This is a genomic window from Streptomyces poriticola, from assembly GCF_036689765.1.
GTDB lineage: Bacteria > Actinomycetota > Actinomycetes > Streptomycetales > Streptomycetaceae > Streptomyces > Streptomyces poriticola.
Genome location: NZ_JBAGKH010000003.1, coordinates 471497 through 485918 on the forward strand (window position 1 = coordinate 471497; position 14422 = coordinate 485918).

The 14422-nt window shown below is 72.4% G+C and carries 13 protein-coding genes and 1 tRNA gene; 5 read left to right on the forward strand and 9 right to left on the reverse strand.

Annotated features, from left to right (window positions below; genetic code table 11):
* Positions 1-84: 84 nt before the first annotated feature.
* Complete coding sequence (locus V5O46_RS07235) at positions 85-963, forward strand: aminoglycoside phosphotransferase family protein (protein ID WP_332883596.1); 879 nt, start codon at positions 85-87, stop codon at positions 961-963.
* Between the two features lie 57 nt (positions 964-1020).
* On the opposite strand, the gene V5O46_RS07240 is transcribed toward V5O46_RS07235, so the two are convergent.
* Positions 1021-1094 (reverse strand) — tRNA-Thr (locus tag V5O46_RS07240).
* Between the two features lie 241 nt (positions 1095-1335).
* Here V5O46_RS07240 and V5O46_RS07245 point away from each other — a divergent pair.
* The 3 genes from V5O46_RS07245 (at position 1336) to V5O46_RS07255 (ending at position 4035) form a co-directional block, all read left to right on the forward strand.
* Complete coding sequence (locus V5O46_RS07245; protein ID WP_332883597.1) at positions 1336-2472, forward strand: ABC transporter ATP-binding protein; 1137 nt, start codon at positions 1336-1338, stop codon at positions 2470-2472.
* 308 nt (positions 2473-2780) lie between these two features.
* Complete coding sequence (locus tag V5O46_RS07250; RefSeq protein WP_332883702.1) at positions 2781-3251, forward strand: hypothetical protein; 471 nt, start codon at positions 2781-2783, stop codon at positions 3249-3251.
* 49 nt (positions 3252-3300) lie between these two features.
* A complete protein-coding gene (locus V5O46_RS07255; protein WP_332883598.1) occupies positions 3301-4035 on the forward strand; it encodes a nucleotidyltransferase family protein in 735 nt (244 codons plus the stop codon).
* Positions 4036-4294: 259 nt separating this feature from the next.
* Here V5O46_RS07255 and V5O46_RS07260 read toward each other — a convergent pair whose 3' ends face one another.
* The 6 genes from V5O46_RS07260 to V5O46_RS07285 form a co-directional block, all read right to left on the reverse strand.
* Positions 4295-6013, reverse strand: coding sequence for a DoxX family protein (locus tag V5O46_RS07260; protein WP_332883599.1), 1719 nt, complete (start codon positions 6011-6013; stop codon positions 4295-4297).
* Between the two features lie 118 nt (positions 6014-6131).
* Positions 6132-7073, reverse strand: coding sequence for a 23S rRNA (guanosine(2251)-2'-O)-methyltransferase RlmB (gene rlmB / locus V5O46_RS07265; protein ID WP_332883600.1), 942 nt, complete (start codon positions 7071-7073; stop codon positions 6132-6134).
* Positions 7074-7182: 109 nt separating this feature from the next.
* Complete coding sequence (gene cysS, locus V5O46_RS07270) at positions 7183-8583, reverse strand: cysteine--tRNA ligase (RefSeq protein ID WP_332883601.1); 1401 nt, start codon at positions 8581-8583, stop codon at positions 7183-7185.
* A 113-nt stretch (positions 8584-8696) separates the two neighbouring features.
* A complete protein-coding gene (gene ispF / locus V5O46_RS07275; RefSeq protein WP_408648926.1) occupies positions 8697-9275 on the reverse strand; it encodes a 2-C-methyl-D-erythritol 2,4-cyclodiphosphate synthase in 579 nt (192 codons plus the stop codon).
* Positions 9265-10101 carry a 2-C-methyl-D-erythritol 4-phosphate cytidylyltransferase gene (gene ispD, locus V5O46_RS07280; RefSeq protein ID WP_332883602.1) on the reverse strand — a complete coding sequence of 279 codons (837 nt, stop codon included), beginning with the start codon at positions 10099-10101 and terminating at the stop codon, positions 9265-9267. Before ispD ends, ispF begins: the two co-directional genes overlap by 11 nt.
* A 246-nt stretch (positions 10102-10347) precedes the next feature.
* On the reverse strand, positions 10348-10830 hold the full coding sequence (locus V5O46_RS07285) for a CarD family transcriptional regulator (protein WP_003953493.1): 483 nt from the start codon (positions 10828-10830) through the stop codon (positions 10348-10350).
* Positions 10831-11495: 665 nt separating this feature from the next.
* Here V5O46_RS07285 and V5O46_RS07290 point away from each other — a divergent pair.
* Entirely contained in the window at positions 11496-12200 is a 705-nt protein-coding gene (locus V5O46_RS07290; RefSeq protein ID WP_332883603.1) for a copper chaperone PCu(A)C, read from the forward strand.
* Positions 12201-12285: 85 nt separating this feature from the next.
* Here V5O46_RS07290 and V5O46_RS07295 read toward each other — a convergent pair whose 3' ends face one another.
* Both V5O46_RS07295 and V5O46_RS07300 read right to left on the reverse strand, forming a co-directional pair.
* Positions 12286-12966 (reverse strand): response regulator transcription factor, encoded by a 681-nt coding sequence (locus tag V5O46_RS07295; RefSeq protein ID WP_043502011.1) that lies wholly within the window; start codon positions 12964-12966, stop codon positions 12286-12288.
* A complete protein-coding gene (locus V5O46_RS07300) occupies positions 12963-14285 on the reverse strand; it encodes a sensor histidine kinase (protein ID WP_332883604.1) in 1323 nt (440 codons plus the stop codon). Before V5O46_RS07300 ends, V5O46_RS07295 begins: the two co-directional genes overlap by 4 nt.
* Between the last annotated feature and the right edge of the window lie 137 nt (positions 14286-14422).

Genomic DNA, 14422 nt, shown 5'->3' on the forward strand with positions numbered 1-14422 from the left:
GCTACGGAATCCGTGGACTTTCCGGCGCCGGGGCCGTCGAAATCCGCATGCGGCCACCCGGCACCGCCCGTACCGTCACCCCGTGTGATCGAGATTCCGCACGCCCTCGCCACCTCGCAGGCCAAGCACAACGGCGCGGCGGGCCGCGCCTTCATCGCCGGCCTCCCCGCCCTCGCCGCCGACCTCCTCCACCGCTGGAACCTCCGCCTCGACGGCCCCGCCATGCACGGCTGGGCCGCCCTCGTCCTGCCCGTCGTCCGCCGTGCCGACGGCACCCCCGCCGCCCTCAAACTCCAGATCCTCGACGACGAGACCGAGGGCGAGCCGGTCGCCCTGCGCGTGTGGAACGGCGACGGCGCGGTGCACCTCCTCGACCACGACCCGGCCACCGGCACCATGCTCCTGGAACGCCTCGACCCCACCCGCTCCCTCTCCCACGTCGAGGACACCCGCGAGGCGGTCCTCGTCATCGCGCGCCTCCTCGCCCGCCTGACCGCCACCCCCGCCCCGCCCACCGTGCGCGGCCTGGGCGACATCGCCCGCGCCATGCTCGACCACACGCCCCGGGCGCTGCCGCGGATCCCCGACCCGGCCGCCCGCCGACTGATCGCCGACTGCGCGGCGGCCGTCCGCGAGGTCATCGACGATCCCGGCGACCGCCTGCTCCACTGGGACCTCCACTACGACAACGTCCTCGCCTCGGCCCGCGCCCCCTGGCTCGCCATCGATCCCAAGCCCCTCGCCGGCGACCCCGGCTTCGACCTCCTCCCGGCGATCGACAACCGCTACGACCCGGCCGAGGTCCGCTGGCGCTTCGACGCGCTGACGGAGGTCCTCGCCCTCGACCGGCAGCGGGCGCGGGCCTGGACACTGGCCCGCGTCCTGCAGAACTGCCTGTGGTGCGTGGCGGACGGCGATCCGGTCGAGGAGGAGCAGCTGGAGATCGCACGGCTGCTCGGATGACCCCCGGACACGGCTCGGCCCCCCGCCCGTGGCAGGCGGGGGGCCGGTTCGTGGCAGAGCCCCCTGTCGGATTCGAACCGACGACCTTCGCTTTACAAGAGCGGCGCTCTAACCAGCTGAGCTAAGGAGGCGTCGCGCGGGCACACGCGCGCAGAGGCTGCTCCACTCTACACAGAGCCCGTTTCCCCGAGCCACGACGTTCCACGGTGGACCGGTGACGGAGTTCCGGCGAAGTTCACACAGCCCCGGATGCTGACAGACCAGGTGAACGCCAGGTAGCGTCCAGAGCCGGTTCACGCATCGTGGACCACACCACCTTCCTACAACGGATCGTCCGGCACGTTCCTGCCGGTAGAAGGGGGCCCATTCACCATGGCCACTGTCTCGTTCGACAAGGCGACCCGGGTCTATCCGGGTGCCGACAAGCCCGCCGTCGACGCACTCGACATCGAGATCGCGGACGGCGAGTTCCTCGTCCTGGTCGGCCCGTCCGGCTGCGGCAAGTCCACCTCGCTCCGGATGCTCGCGGGGCTCGAGGACGTGAACGCCGGCGCGATCCGCATCGGTGAGCGCGACGTCACGCACCTGCCGCCGAAGGACCGGGACATCGCCATGGTGTTCCAGAACTACGCGCTGTACCCGCACATGACGGTCGCGGACAACATGGGCTTCGCGCTGAAGATCGCGGGCGTGAACAAGGCGGAGATCCGGCAGAAGGTCGAGGAGGCCGCGAAGATCCTCGACCTGACGCAGTACCTGGACCGCAAGCCGAAGGCGCTCTCCGGCGGTCAGCGTCAGCGGGTGGCGATGGGCCGCGCGATCGTGCGTGAGCCGCAGGTGTTCCTGATGGACGAGCCGCTGTCCAACCTGGACGCCAAGCTGCGGGTCTCCACCCGTACGCAGATCGCCTCGCTGCAGCGGCGGCTCGGCATCACCACCGTGTACGTGACGCACGACCAGGTCGAGGCCATGACCATGGGTGACCGGGTCGCGGTCCTCAAGGACGGTCTGCTGCAGCAGGTCGACACCCCGCGGAACATGTACGACAAGCCGGCGAACCTGTTCGTCGCCGGCTTCATCGGCTCCCCGGCGATGAACCTGATCGAGGTGCCGATCACCGACGGCGGTGTGAAGTTCGGCAACAGCGTGGTGCCGGTCGGCCGGGAGGCGCTGCAGTCCGCCGCGGACAAGGGCGACCGCACGGTCACCGTCGGCGTCCGGCCGGAGCACTTCGACGTGGTGGAGCTGAACGGCGGGGCGTCGGCGACGCTGTCGAAGGACGCCGAGGACGCTCCGGCGGGGCTGGCGGTCTCGGTGAACGTGGTCGAGGAGACCGGCGCCGACGGCTTCATCTACGGCACGGTCGACGTCGACGGCGAGTCGAAGGACCTGGTGGTCCGGGTCAGCAGCCGTGCGGTGCCGGAGAAGGGCTCGACCGTGCACGTCGTGCCGCAGCCGGGTGAGGCGCATGTGTTCTCGACGTCCACGGGCGAGCGGCTGGCCGGCTGACCGCGCGCCGGGCAGGGCCGGCACCCCCGGCCGGTCCGGCTCACCCGGCACAACGGGCGTAACAGAATCGGCGGACTTCACCGTCGTACACCTCGTCCCGGGAGAATTCACCCGCGTTGACGAAACCGGGCCCCGCAAACTGCTGCGGGGCCCTTCCCGTTGTCGACAAATACCCCGGCAGACCGGACGTTTCGAGCCGTGTGCGTCAACCCGTTACCCACTCCCGGGGTTTTTCTCATCCCCCGTATCGGTGACCAAATGTCGCCAAATCATTACCGGGCGCTACCCTCACTCGCGTGAAGCACTCCGTGAAGCACTCCACCACCCAACAGACGCGACGTGGCCGGGGCCCCGCCCGCCGGATCGGCCGCTCCCTCGCCCTCGTCCTGCCCGTCGTCCTGGTGCTGTCCGGGACGCTCGCGGTCACCCGAGTCAACTGGTCGGGGAATCCCTCGGACTCGGTGCTCACCGCGTCCGAGGCGTCCTCGTCGCACGCGTCCTCGGCGAAGGCGTCCTCCCCTGCGAAGTCCCGCGCGCCCCACGAGGTGCTGCGCGACGAGCTGCTGACCGAGCTGCAGGAGGAGGACCCGGGCGTCGCGCTCACCCACCTCCAGCAGGCCGTCGACGGCCGTCCGTCGCTGGCGAAGCACTGCGCCTCCATCGCCCGCGCGCTGGGCCGCGCGGCGGTGCGGGTGTACGGCCCGACGCGCGCGCAGTCCTATGCGCGGCCGGTGTGCGACACCGCCTTCGCCTCGGGCGTGCTGGCCGCACACCGCTGAGCGGGCGGCAGCCGGGCACGGCGGGCGGGGCGCCACGTACAGTTCGGGCATGACCGATCCGAGCGCTGCGTCCCGCCGCCCCGTGCAAGCCGTCGTCCTGGCCGGCGGACAGGGGTCCCGGCTGCGTCCGTACACCGACGACCGGCCCAAGCCGATGGTCGAGATCCCCGGTACGGGGACGCCGATCATCGGCCATCAGCTTTCCTGGCTCGCCGAGGAGGGCGTCACCGATGTGGTGGTCTCCTGCGGCCATCTCGCCGAGGTGCTCCAGAAGTGGCTCGAGACCGCCGATCTGCCGGTCTCCGTCACCACCGTCGTGGAGAGCGAGCCCCTCGGCCGCGGCGGCGGCCTGAAGTACGCCGCCGCGCGCCTTCCCCGTCCCGACCGGCCCTGGTACGCGACGAACGGCGACATCTGGACCCGGTTCTCGCTGCGTGACATGGCGGACTTCCACGCCGAGCGCGATGCCGTCGCGACGCTGGCGCTGGCGCGTCCTCGGCTGCCGTGGGGCGCGGTGCAGACGGACGGCTTCGGTCACATCACGGACTTCATAGAGGCACCGCCGTCGACGTTCGAGATCAACGCGGGGGTGTACGTCTTCTCGCCGGGCTTCGCGGAGATGCTCCCGGAGCGCGGCGACCACGAGCGGTCCACGTTCCCGAGGCTGGCCCGGGAACGGCGGCTGGCCGGCTTCCCGCTCCCGCAGGGCGCCTACTGGCGGGCGATCGACACCGCGAAGGATCTGACGGAGGCGGCCAAGGAGCTGACGGCGCTGGGGCGTTGAGCGCCCTTTGCACGCGGCGTCGAGCAGTCGCCGAGAGCACCCGCCGGGCAACGGCGACGGGGCCCGCACATCGTCTGTGCGGGCCCCGTCGCCGTACCGGCTGCGGTACCGCCGTGCCGGTCCGGAGCGGGCCGCCATGCGGGTCGGACGAAGCCGCTGCGGTTCGGCAGCGCCCTGAAGGGGCGCGGGGAACCGCGCGACCGGCCACGACGGCGCCGCAGGCGAGCGACGGCATGTCGCGGCACTTCCAGCGGAGCGCTCAGCCGAGCAGGCCGCCCACGAGTCCGGGCCGCCCGGTGCTGGACGAGCCGTCGTCGTCGCCGCTGCCGTTGTCGTTGCCCGTGCCGGTGCCGCCGGTGGGGCCGCTGCCGGTGCCTCCGGTGGCGCTGCCGCCGCTGGTGGGGCCCGCGCTGGTGCTCGGGGCCTGGTCGCCGCCCGGGGAGGTCTGCTGCGGCGGGGCCTGGCCGGTGGTGCCCTGGGTCTGGCTGGGCGTGCCGGCGGTGGCGCGGCCGGTGTCGCGAGTCGCGCCGGGGGTGGTGGCGGGGCTGGACGGTCCGGTGGTGCCGGACGAGGTGGCGCCGCTGGTGGGCGACGAGGACGCCTCGGGGCTCTTGTGCTGCCGTTCGCCGGGCTCCTGGGGGAGCGGCGAGCCGGGCTGTTCGTTCCGGGGGGCCTCGCCGGGGCCGGGGACGACGACACGGTCGGCGTCGCGGACGGCGCCGCCGAGGAGGGAGCCGACGAGCAGGGTGATGCCGGTGACGAGGAAGGTGATGAGGGCGCCGCGGCGCAGAACGTAGCGGCGCAGGTCCCAGATGGCCGCGCGGGGTCCGAGGCGGCGCCAGGCACTGCCGGCGAGGCGGCCGTCGACGGAGTAGACGGGGGCGCCGGCGATGATCAGCGGGGACCAGGCGGCGAGATAGATGATGTCCGGCGCGTCGTAGACCGGGACGGCCTTCCAGCTGACGGTGACGAGCAGCGCGGCGGAGAGCAGGGCACCCACGACGGCGGCGACCCGCTGCCAGCAGCCGAGAACGGTCAGGACGCCGACGATGACCTGCAGGAAGGCGATGACCAGCCCGGAACCGACGGGGTGTGCGAGGGCGAACTGGCGCAGCGGCTCGGCGACTTCCCACGGATGCAGGGTGTTGAGCCAGGTGACCATGGAGCCGCGTTTGCCGCCGTCGAAGTAGACGGGGTCGCAGAGCTTGCCCATACCGGCGTAGATGGAGATGAAGCCGAGGAAGACCCGCAGCGGGAGCAGGACGACGCCGAGGTTCATGCGGCGGCCGGGGTAGTAGGCGTGCCGGGCCGGGTCGTCGCCGTGGCGGCGGGTGGGGCCCTCGGCGGTGTCCGGGCCGCCGCGGGTGCCGTCCGCGGGGTCGTCGTCGAAGTCCTCGCCGCCGTAGGGGGGTTCGGCGTAGCCGGGTTCGTCGTAGGCGCTGCCGACGGTGCGCATGGCGGGCAGCAGCCGGGTGCCGTCCGCGTCACCCGGGGTCCGCTGGGCGCCCACGACGGGGGTGGGCAGGGTCTGGGTGGTGAGGTCGTCGTCGTAGCCACCGGGACCGGGGCCGTCGAGGCCGACGCGGGGGATGACCTGGGTGGCGCCTGCGTCGGCGGCCGGTGCGGCGCCGGACCGCACGGCCTGCAGAAGGCGGTGGGCGCCGGTGTCGTCCGGGTCGGACCGGCCGCTCCAGACGACGGGCCTGCGGCGGGCGGGCGCGGCGGTCCCCGCGCGCCCGGCCGGGGCGCCGACGGCCGGGACGGGGGCGGTGTCATGGGTCGCGGTCAGGTGCCGCGCGACCCGCGGGGAGCGGGCGCCTCGCGCCGAGGCGCCCAGCTGCACGCGGAAGCTCGCGTGATTGACGATGACCTGGGCCGGATCGCTCGGCACCTTCACCATGCTCAGCGCGGGAGCGTCGTCGATTCCCGACGAGCGGTCCCCCGTGGGTGTGCGGGGTGTTCTGGTGTCCACACTCATCTAACCGAGTGACGTGTGCTTAGGACACTGTCTTGACCGGGCGGATCTGTCCGGACCCCGTCAAGCATGTCCGGACCGTCCGGATCACCCCGTACGGAGTACGGCGCCGAACGTCCGTTCAGGAGCGCCTGCGTGCCGCCTCGTAGAGCACGATGCCCGCCGCGACACCGGCGTTGAGCGACTCGGCACCGCCCGGCATCGGGATCCGCACCCGGAAGTCACAGGTCTCGCCGACCAGCCGGGACAGGCCCTTGCCCTCGCTGCCGACCACGACGGCGACCGGGCCGTCCAGCGCCTGGAGCTCGCCGAGTTCGACCTCGCCGTCGGCGGCCAGGCCGACGACCACGACACCGGCCTTCTTGTACGCCTCCAGCGCGCGCGTGAGGTTGGTGGCGCGGGCGACCGGCGTACGCGCGGCGGTGCCGGCGGAGGTCTTCCAGGCGCCCGCGGTCATCCCGGCCGCGCGCCGCTCGGGCACCACGACGCCGTGGCCGCCGAAGGCGGAGACGGAGCGGACGACGGCGCCGAGGTTGCGCGGGTCGGTGACCCCGTCCAGGGCGACGATCAGCGGGTCCTCGCCCTCGTCGGCGGCGGCGCCGAGCAGGTCCTCGGGGTGGGCGTACTCGTAGGGCGGGACCTGGAGGACCAGGCCCTGGTGGTTGAGCCCGTTGGTCATCCGGTCCAGCTCGGGGCGGGGGGCCTCCATGAGGTTGATGCCGCCCCGGTCGGCGGCGAGCTGGAGGGCCTCGCGGACGCGCTCGTCGCTGTCGATGAACTGCTGGACGTAGAGCGTGGTGGCGGGCACGCCCTCGCGCAGCGCCTCGACGACGGGATTGCGGCCGACGACCAGTTCGGACGCCGTCCTGCCGCCGCCGCGCCTGCCCTGCGTGCGGCCCTGGGCGCGGCGCGCCTTGGTCTGGGCGGCGCGCTGCTTGGCGTGCCCCTTGCGCATCTCGGCGGGGGGCGTGGGCCCCTTGCCCTCCAGGCCCCGGCGCCGCTTGCCGCCGCTGCCGACCTGCGCGCCCTTCTTGCCGGACATGCGGCGGTTGTTCGCGGCCATGAGTTACCCGTCTCGCTCTCTTGCGGAAGTGTGCGTCGTACGTGCGTCGTCCTGGCAAGTGTGCCGCCCTGAGGCCCGGGCGGCACACTTGATCAAGCTGTCGCGGCGGTCAGCGGGAGCCGAGGCTCCACCGGGGGCCCTGCGGGCCGTCCTCGATGACCAGGCCGGACTGGTTCAGCCGGTCGCGGATGGCGTCGGCGGTCGGCCAGTCCTTGCGGGCCCGGGCTGCCTCGCGCTGGTCGAGGACCAGGCGGACCAGGGTGTCGACCACGCCGTGCAGCTCCTGGCTCCGGCCGGACTCACTCGCCCAGTGCGCGTCGAGCGGGTCCAGGCCGAGCACCCCGAGCATGGCGCGGACCTCGGCGAGCCGGGCGACGGCGGCGTCCTTGTCGTCGGCGGCCAGCGCGCTGTTGCCCTGCCGGACGGTGGTGTGCACCACGGCGAGGGCCTGCGGCACGCCGAGGTCGTCGTCCATGGCCTCGGCGAACGCGGGCGGCACCTCGGCGGCGGGCGCCACCGGGCCCCCGGCGAGCTCCACCACGCGCTGGACGAAGCCCTCGATGCGGGCGAACGCCGCCTCGGCCTCGCGCAGCGACTCCTCGCTGTACTCGATGGTCGAGCGGTAGTGCGGGGTGCCGAGGTAGTAGCGCAGCACGATGGGGCGCCACTGCTTGACCATCTCGGACACGAGCACCGAGTTGCCCAGCGACTTGGACATCTTCTCGCCGCTCATGGTGACCCAGGCGTTGTGCACCCAGTACCGGGCGAACGCGTCACCGAAGCCCTTGGCCTGGGCGATCTCGTTCTCGTGGTGCGGGAAGATCAGGTCGAGGCCGCCGCCGTGGATGTCGAACTCGGTGCCCAGGTACTTGTGGGCCATCGCCGAGCACTCCAGGTGCCAGCCGGGGCGGCCCCGGCCCCACGGCGTCTCCCAGCTGGGCTCGCCCGGCTTGGCCGCCTTCCACATGGCGAAGTCCCGCGGGTCCCGCTTGCCGGTCTCGCCCTCGCCCTCGGGCTGGCGCAGGTCGTCCAGGTCCTGGTTGGACAGGGCGAGGTAGCCGGGCAGGGAGCGGACGTCGAAGTAGACGTTGCCGTCGGCCTCGTAGGCGTGGCCGCGCTCGATGAGGCCGCGCATCATCTCGACCATCTCGGTGATGTGGCCGGTGGCGCGGGGCTCGTAGGTGGGGGGCAGGCAGCCGAGGGCGGTGTAGCCGTCGTCGAACGCCCGCTCGTTCTCGTAGCCGATGGACCACCAGGGGCGGTGCTGCTCCGCCGCCTTGTTGATGATCTTGTCGTCGATGTCGGTGACGTTGCGGACGAACGTGACGTCGTAGCCGCGGTGGGCGAACCAGCGGCGCATGATGTCGAAGTTCAGTCCGGAGCGGATGTGCCCGATGTGCGGGGCGGCCTGCACGGTGGCGCCGCACAGGTAGATCGAGACACAGCCCGGCGTGAGCGGGGTGAAGTCACGGATCTGCCGGGCGCTGGTGTCGTACAGGCGAATAGTCACGGGTCCAGGGTAGTAGGCCGTGGGCAGTGCCCTGTGCCCGTGCCGTGAAGGGCAGGCGATTCGTGACCGGCCGGGCGCCCCGGCGGGGGCACCCGGCGGTGGTCCTCATCGGCTCACGGGTTCACGCGCGCCACCAGGGCCGTGGCGATCGCCATCAGGCCCTCGTCGCGGCCCGGGAAGCCGAGTCCGTCGGTGGTCGCCCCGGAGACGGACACCGGGGCACCCGCGGCCTCGGAGAGGATCTTCTGGGCCTCCTCGCGGCGCTTGCCGATCTTCGGGCGCGGGCCGACCACCTGCACGGCGACATTGCCGATCCGGAAGCCCGCCGCGCGCACGATCCGCGCGGCCTCCGTCAGCAGGGTCACGCCGGAGGCGCCGGACCACTGGGGCCGGCCGGTGCCGAAGTGCTGTCCGAGGTCGCCGAGTCCGGCGGCGGAGAACAGCGCGTTGCAGGCGGCGTGCGCGACGACGTCGGCGTCGGAGTGCCCGGCCAGCCCGGGGCCCTCGCCCTCCCACTTCAGGCCCGCGCACCACAGCTCGCGGCCCTCCTCGAAGGCGTGGATGTCGGTGCCGATGCCGACCTGGGGCAGCGGGGGCAGCGCGGCGTCGGGCGCGCCGTGGGACGCGGACGTGCCGTGGGTCCCGGCCGCCGCGGAAGCCGTCCCGGCCGCCTCGGAGGGCTCAGTAGCCATCGTTGAGCCTCCGGCGTGCCAGTACCGCCTCGGCGAGGACGAGGTCGAGCGGCCGGGTGACCTTGAAGGCCTCCTCGTGTCCGGGCACCGCCACCACGGTCAGGCCGAGCTGCTCGACCATGCTCGCGTCGTCGGTGACGTCGTCGGTCACCGTCTCGTGGGCACGGACCAGCGTGGCCCGGTCGAAGCCCTGCGGCGTCTGCACCGCACGGAGCCGGGACCGGTCCGGCGTGGCCACGACGGGTTCCGGATCGCCCGGGACGGCCGCGGGCTCCACCTGCTTGACGGTGTCGGCGAGCGGGAGCACCGGGACGACGGCGGGGGCGCCGTCGCGGACGGCCTCGATGACGGCGTCGACGGTGTCGACGGGGACCAGCGGCCGGGCGGCGTCATGGACGAGCACGATCTCGTGGCCGGGCGGCAGCGCCTCCAGTCCCAGCCGCACGGACTCCTGGCGGGACTCGCCGCCGGGGACGACCAGGAAGTCGGTCCTCCCCCAGCTGCCGCCGGGGGCGCTCCCGGGCAGGGCATGGGCGTCGAGGAGGCTCTTGACCTCGGCGGCGCCGTCGGGCGGGGCGACCACGACGACCAGTGAGACGGCGCGGGAGGCGGCCATCGCGCGGGCGGCGTGGACGAGCATGGGGGTGCCGCCGAGCACACGGAGCGCCTTGGGGGCACCGGGGCCGAGGCGCACGCCCCGGCCGGCGGCGGGGATCACGGCGGCGGTCCGGGCCCGCGTGGCGGGTGCGTCGGACGGCGCGTCGGCGGCTGATGGGGCGGCGGGTGCGCCGGAGGGCGCGGGCGAAGGACGCGATTCGTCAGACATCGGTTCCTGTCAGGTTTGTGTGCTGGCCTGGCGTGGGTATGGCCTGGGAAGTGCCGGGCGCGACGCCTCGACCGGACCCTTCCGTGACACTGGTCGAGCCAGCTGCCCGGGCCCGGCACACCAGGACACGGGGGGAGCGTACGGACGGCATCCGGGTACGAACATGCCGCAGCGCCCGGCGACGGCTAACAGGTCATCGGGCACCGCGGCATTTCATGTGCTGAACCCAGCGGGATCCGCCTCGGGTCAGGAGGCGAGAACCTCGTCGAGCAGGGCCTCGGCCTTGTCCTCGTTGGTGTTCTCCGCGAGAGCCAGCTCGCTCACCAGAATCTGGCGGGCCTTGGCGAGCATGCGCTTCTCACCGGCGGAGAGTCCGCGCTCGCGCTCGCGGCGCCACAGGTCGCGGACCACTTCCGCCACCTTGATGACGTCGCCGGAGGCGAGCTTCTCCAGGTTTGCCTTGTAACGACGGGACCAGTTCGTGGGCTCCTCGGCGTACGGCGCGCGCAGCACCTCGAAGACCCGGTCCAGCCCGTCCTGACCGACCACATCACGCACGCCGACGAACTCCGCATTGTCCGCTGGCACACGCACCGTCAGGTCACCCTGGGCGACCTTCAGCACCAAGTAGGTCTTGTCCACGCCTTTGATCTGGCGAGTTTCGATAGCCTCGATCAGCGCGGCCCCGTGATGGGGATAGACCACGGTGTCGCCAACCTTGAACGTCATGTGACAGGTACCCCTTCCGTGGCTATCCAGGGTAACACGGATACGGCGTCTTCTGAATGGCGTTTTCGCAGGTCAGGGCATATCTCGGGGCTTGACAACAGCAACAGGAACGTGCTGCGACGACCTAACGGAAGGCGGTATTCGCAGGTGGGAGCGGCTCTTCGGGGCGAGCGAAACGCGTACGTTACACGCTTCCCGACACGAGGTCGAGCGGCCGAACGTCCCCTTATGTCCGGTTCCGTGCGCTCGACTTCCGCTACTCCGTTCGGTGACCTGAGTGGGCTTCCGGTCGAATCCGGAATTGATCACCGTGCCCGCCGAGGAGGCCGGGTGATCAATTCTGCGGCGCCCGCGCATTCCTTCACGGAATTTTCGCGTTCGGCCGGGTGACGTATGCCCGGCGTTCTGCCGGCGGTTCGCCGACGCTCTTATGTGAATGGAGGACGAGTGGCGCCCTTTCCCGGCGCGGCGGACGCCCGTCGGCCGGCGGCGGGCTGCCGCGGCTACCGCCTGCCGGGCGAAGCGGGGGACCCGGATGCCCGCGGGGGGAGGGTCGGGTGCGGCGGCCCCGGAACGGCTCGGTAGCCTAAGGGCCGCTGACAGTCACTTAGGGCGGCTTTATCCGTTGGCCGCCGCCACGCTCGAGTCAAGGAGTTGCCGCCGCCGTGAGCAGCAGCCTTCGACGCGGCGCCCTCGCCGCCGCCGCCATCGCAGTCTCCGTTCTTTCGCTGGCCGCGTGCGGCGCCGGCAACAACGCCCAGACGCTGGAGGTCAGGCCGGACCACGCGGCGACCTCGGTCGGCGACATCGAGATCCAGAACGCGATCGTGATCACCCAGGCCGACCTGCAGTCGACCGGTCCCGCCGTGGTCGCCGCGACCTTCTTCAACAGCGGCCGCACCGACCAGACCCTGGAGTCCATCAAGGTCGACGGTACCGGCAAGACCGCCGAGCTGAGCCCCGCCGAGGGTGACGGCGAGCTGACCGTCCCCGCCGGCGGCCGACTGATCCTCGGCGGCGAGGGCAATGCCTCCGCCGTGCTGCCGAGCAGCCGCGAGGCCATCCAGGACGGCAACGCGCAGAAGATCACCTTCACCTTCAGCAAGACCGGGGACGTGAGCCTGCAGGCGTTCGTCCACCCGGCCGAGAGCTTCTACGAGTCGTGGGGTCCGAGCGGCACCCCGGCGGCGGGAGCGACCGCCGGGTCGTCGTCCCAGGAGTCGGCCCCGGGCGACGGCGCCACCGGCGAGCCCGCCGACGGCTCCTCCGGCTCCGACGCGGGGTCGGAGCCGGGCACCCCGGCCGACGGAGCGTCCGAGGGCGGGACGGCGACCGCGGGTGCCGGGGAGCACGGCTCGGACGGCCACTGAGCGGTGGCCGCCGGACACAACGCCGAAGGGCGGGACCTCCTGGAGGTCCCGCCCTTCGGCGTTGCGCCCTGCCTCGTGAGCCGGTCTACGGCTCGAACTTGTAGCCCAGGCCGCGGACCGTCACCAGGTACCGAGGGGCGCCGGGGTCCGGCTCGATCTTGGCGCGCAGCCGCTTGACATGGACGTCGAGGGTCTTGGTGTCACCGACGTAGTCCGCGCCCCAGACCCGGTCGATGAGCTGCATCCGGGTCAGCACCCGGCCGGCGTTGCGCAGCAGCATCTCCAGCAGGTCGAACTCCTTCAGCGGAAGATCGACCTTGGAGCCGCCGACGGTCACCACGTGCCGGTCGACGTCCATGCGGACCGGACCGGCCTCCAGCGCGGCCGGGGCGACCTCCTCCGGCTCGCCGCGGCGGCGCAGCACGGCACGGATCCGGGCGACCAGCTCGCGCGAGGAGAAGGGCTTGGTGACGTAGTCGTCGGCTCCTATCTCCAGCCCGACCACCTTGTCGATCTCGCTGTCCTTGGCGGTCACCATGATCACGGGGACGTTGGAGCGGCCGCGCAGCTGGCGGCAGACCTCGGTTCCCGGCAGTCCGGGCAGCATCAGGTCGAGGAGGACGAGGTCGGCGCCGTTGCGCTCGAACTCGTCGAGGCCGTCGGGGCCCGTGGTCGCGACGGCGACCTCGAAGCCCTCCTTGCGGAGCATGTACGACAGGGCGTCGGAGAAGGACTCCTCGTCCTCGACGACAAGCACTCGGGTCACGGAAGGACCTCCGGGGCGGGAAGCGATGCGTACGGGGATGATCGGGGGGTGGAAGAGGACCGGTCGGTCTCGTCGGCGAGTCCGGACCGGGCGGATCGCTGCACTGTGCGGCTGCGGGCCGGGCCCGCCTCCGGCAGCCGCAGGGTGAAGGTGGAGCCCTGGCCTTCGGCGCTCCACACCGTGACCTCCCCGCCGTGCGAGGCGACCACGTGCTTGACGATCGCGAGACCCAGGCCGGTGCCTCCGGTGGCCCGGGAGCGGGCCGGGTCGACGCGGTAGAAGCGCTCGAAGATGCGCTCCTTGTCCTTGTCGGAGATGCCGATGCCCTGGTCGGTCACCGCGATCTCGATCAAGTCGCCGCCCGGGGCGTTGACCCGGCGGGCGGCGATGCCGACGCGGGTGCGGGCGGGCGAGTAGTTGACGGCGTTCTCGACGAGGTTGCCGAGGGCGGCGGCGAGCTGGCCGCGGTTGCCGGTGACGGTCAGCTCCGCGGTGCCTCCCTCCCGTCGCCCGCCGTCACCCTGATCGGGCCCTCCGGGCGCCCCCACGTTCGAAGCCATGGTGATCTGCTTGGTGCCGGCCGCGTGCCGGCAGCGGTCGACGGCCTCGGCGACCAGTTCGTCCACCCGGACGGGCTCGGCGTCCTCCAGCGGGTCGTCGTTCTGCACCCGGGAGAGGTCGATCAGCTCCTGGACGAGGCTGGTCAGCCTGGTGGCCTCGACCTGCATCCGGCCGGCGAACCGCTCCACCGCCTCGGGGTCGTCGGAGGCGTCCATGACGGCCTCGGAGAGCAGGGAGAGCGCGCCGACGGGCGTCTTCAGCTCATGGCTCACATTGGCGACGAAGTCGCGCCGTACCGCCTCTATGCGGCGGGCCTCGGTGAGGTCCTCCACCAGCAGCAGCACCAGCCGGGAGCCCAGGGGCGCCACCCGGGCGGACACGGCCAGCGCCTCGCCCCGCCCGGTGCCCTTTCTCGGCAGGTCCAGCTCGACCTGCCGTATCTCGCCGTCCCGCCGGGTGTCGCGGGCCATCTGCAGCATGGGCTCGACGGCGAGCTTGCCGCCGCGGACCAGGCCCAGGGCGTACGCCGCCGAGCTGGCCTTGACGACGGCGTCGGCCTCGTCGAGCACGACGGCGGAGGAGCGCAGTACCGACAGGACGGTGTCGACACCCGGCGGAAGCACCGGGTCCGTATGGAGCGAGGTGCGCGTCGGGCGCTTCTGCTCGCGCTCGCTCCAGCGGAACGCCAGCACGGCGATCGCGCCGGTGAGCACCCCGGCGATCGCAGCTGCTGCGGCGACCGCCGCGTTCACGTCCATGCATCCAGGTTAGGCATGTCGGGCGACCCGTCCCCAGCCATCGGAGGGCGAGCTCGAACACTCGTCGCCCAGAGTTCACCTTGGAGCCAGTGATGGTTCATTTGTGGTGCCGGAAACGGACTCGTACGGCCCGGAAC

Excerpts from the sequence above, each read along its gene's own strand:
- ispF (WP_408648926.1), bottom strand. The coding sequence starts at position 9,275 with ATGGCTACTGAGCCCTCCGAGGCGGCCGGGACGGCTTCCGCGGCGGCC.
- ispD (WP_332883602.1), bottom strand. The coding sequence starts at position 10,101 with ATGTCTGACGAATCGCGTCCTTCGCCCGCGCCCTCCGGCGCACCCGCC.
- V5O46_RS07260 (WP_332883599.1), bottom strand. The coding sequence starts at position 6,013 with ATGAGTGTGGACACCAGAACACCCCGCACACCCACGGGGGACCGCTCG.
- rlmB (WP_332883600.1), bottom strand. The coding sequence starts at position 7,073 with ATGGCCGCGAACAACCGCCGCATGTCCGGCAAGAAGGGCGCGCAGGTC.
- V5O46_RS07255 (WP_332883598.1), top strand. The coding sequence starts at position 3,301 with ATGACCGATCCGAGCGCTGCGTCCCGCCGCCCCGTGCAAGCCGTCGTC.
- V5O46_RS07245 (WP_332883597.1), top strand. The coding sequence starts at position 1,336 with ATGGCCACTGTCTCGTTCGACAAGGCGACCCGGGTCTATCCGGGTGCC.
- V5O46_RS07285 (WP_003953493.1), bottom strand. The coding sequence starts at position 10,830 with ATGACGTTCAAGGTTGGCGACACCGTGGTCTATCCCCATCACGGGGCC.
- V5O46_RS07300 (WP_332883604.1), bottom strand. The coding sequence starts at position 14,285 with ATGGACGTGAACGCGGCGGTCGCCGCAGCAGCTGCGATCGCCGGGGTG.